Below are 2,312 nucleotides of genomic sequence, written 5' to 3'. Positions count from 1 at the left end.
CTCGCCGCGCTCGCCAACATCATCGACATTCCGGAAATGACCGTGTCGTCTTCGGGCCTCCGCGAAGGGCTGCTCTATCAGGCGCTCGACGCCGAAACGCGCGCGCAGGATCCGCTGATCGTCGCCGCCGAGTTCGAGGGGCGCCGGCTTGCCCGTTTCGCGCCGCATGGCCGCGCGATCACCGAGTGGATCGCGCCATTGTTTGCCGGGGAGGCGCCCGCCGACAGCCGGGTCCGCCTTGCTGCCAGCCTGCTCAGCGATGTCGCTTGGTCCGCCAACCCCGATTTCCGGGCCGAGCGCGGCACCGAAATCGGCCTCCATGGCAATTGGCGCGGTATCGATATTCCGGGACGTATCCTGCTCGCGCGTGCCCTTCATGCCGGGTTCGGCGGTGCCGACAGCGATTTTCCGGCGATGGGCAATCTGGTCGGACCCGACCGGCTCGCGCGTGCGCGACAATGGGGGCTCGCAATCCGGCTCGCACAGCGGTTGACCGGCGGCGTCGAAACTCCGCTGAAGGCAAGCGGCATCGCGCTGGTCGACGGGAAATTACGGCTCAGCCTCGATCGCGGCTGGCATCACCTCGCGGGCGAATCGGTCGATCGCCGTCTGCGCTCGCTCGCGCAAGCGCTCGACGCGAAGCCGGAGATGGTGCTGCTTTAGCGTCCCGGCCCTAATCGGCGCTTGCCGCTGTGACGGCATCGATTTCGCTCATCACCAGCTTGCCATGCTTGACGGCAAAACCCATGCGCCCCTCGACCAGATCGAGTGCGGCGTGGCCGAAGACATCGTAACGCCAGCCCTGCATCATCGCGATGCCTTCGCGTCCGCCGGCGGCCAGCGCTTCCAGATCGTCGCTGCGCGCGATCAGCCGCGCCGCGACATTGAGTTCGCGCGCGCGGATTTTCAGCAATAATTTCAGCAGGTCGGCAACAAGCACGCCTTCCTTGCCGAGGCCGGGCCCGCGCGGCGCGCGGTCGGGCATGTCGTCCTTCGGCAGCGGCTTCGCATTGGCAAGCGCGTCGATCAGCCGCGCACCGATGTCGTTGCTCCGCCATGTCGCCGACAATCCGCGGACACGGCCGAGGCCGTCCTGATCTTTGGGCGGGTGGGCGGCGAGGTCGGCGAGCGTTTCGTCCTTGACGATGCGGCCACGCGGCAGGTTCTTGTTGCGCGCCTCGCGCTCGCGCCACGCGGCGAGCGCCTGCAACCGCCCCAGCACGTCGGGCTTGCGCGACGGAATCTTGATCCGCTGCCACGCCTTGTCGGGATCGACGCTGTAATTGGCGGGGTCGGCCAGCTTTTCCATTTCCTCGTCCAGCCAGTGACCGCGGCCGGTCTTGATCAGCTTGTCGAGCATCATCGGGAAAATCTTGGCGAGATGGGTGACGTCGCCGACCGCATAGTCGATCTGGCGCTTGTCGAGCGGCCGCCGGCTCCAGTCGGTAAAGCGCGCGCCCTTGTCGAGTTGCAGCCCGATCCACGCCTCGACGAGGTTCGAATAGCCGACCTGTTCGGCCTGTCCGATCGCCATCTGGCCGATCTGGGTGTCGAAGATCGGATGCGGCGTCTTGCCGGTCAGGTTGAAGATGATTTCGACATCCTGCCCGCCGGCGTGAAAGACTTTCAGCATGTCCTCATTGTCGACGAGCAGGTCGAGCAGCGGCTTCAAATCCATGCCGGGCGCCATCGGATCGATCGCTGCGGCGTGCTCGCGGTCGGCGACCTGGATCAGGCAGAGGTCCGGCCAATAGGTATTTTCGCGCATGAACTCGGTGTCCACGGCGACAAAGGGCTGCTTGGAAAGGCGCTCAACGAGGGGAACCAGGTCTTCCGACCGGGTGATCAAGGGATGGATTCGCATGTTTCTGCGGCGGCCTTAGCGGCCCGTCCGCGGGTTGACAAAAGGCTTTGCGCCAGTGAGTGCCGCCGCGAATTTCCGCACATCGTTATCGACGGACCCATGCACCCTTATCGCACCCATGATTGCGGCCAGCTCCGCGCTTCCGACGTTGGCTCGACCGTTCGCCTGTCTGGCTGGGTCCACCGCAAGCGCGACCACGGCCACCTGCTCTTCGTCGACCTGCGCGACCATTACGGAATCACGCAGATCGTTGCCGATACGGATTCGCCGGCGTTCAAGACGCTCGACCGCCTTCGGGTCGAATCGGTCGTCACCGTCGAAGGTGACGTCGTTGCCCGCTCCAAGGAAACTGTGAACCCGAACCTGCCGACCGGCGAGATCGAGGTGCGCGCTCGTGACGTCACCGTTCAGTCGGCTGCCGCCGAGCTGCCGATGCCTGTCGCCGGTG

At 65.5% G+C, this 2,312-nt stretch carries 2 protein-coding genes and 1 pseudogene; 2 read left to right on the top strand and 1 reads right to left on the bottom strand.

Features of this window, described 5'->3' with window-relative positions:
• Positions 1 to 663, top strand: a pseudogene (locus VGD20_RS07045) (Ppx/GppA family phosphatase); the annotation flags it as partial.
• A 10-nt stretch (positions 664 to 673) separates the two neighbouring features.
• Here VGD20_RS07045 and rnd read toward each other — a convergent pair.
• Positions 674 to 1,864 (bottom strand): ribonuclease D, encoded by a 1,191-nt coding sequence (gene rnd, locus VGD20_RS07040; RefSeq protein WP_331133770.1) that lies wholly within the window; start codon positions 1,862 to 1,864, stop codon positions 674 to 676.
• Between rnd and VGD20_RS07035 the strand changes: the two genes are divergently transcribed.
• The coding region (locus VGD20_RS07035; RefSeq protein WP_331133771.1) for an OB-fold nucleic acid binding domain-containing protein at positions 1,751 to 2,312 on the top strand (562 nt) is incomplete at its 3' end. The two genes, rnd and VGD20_RS07035, sit on opposite strands and share 114 nt — an antisense overlap.

Origin of the sequence: Sphingopyxis sp., from assembly GCF_036402335.1 — a bacterium.
GTDB lineage: Bacteria > Pseudomonadota > Alphaproteobacteria > Sphingomonadales > Sphingomonadaceae > Sphingopyxis.
Note: the sequence above shows the minus strand (reverse complement) of the source record. Positions and strands in the feature narration are given on the sequence as shown.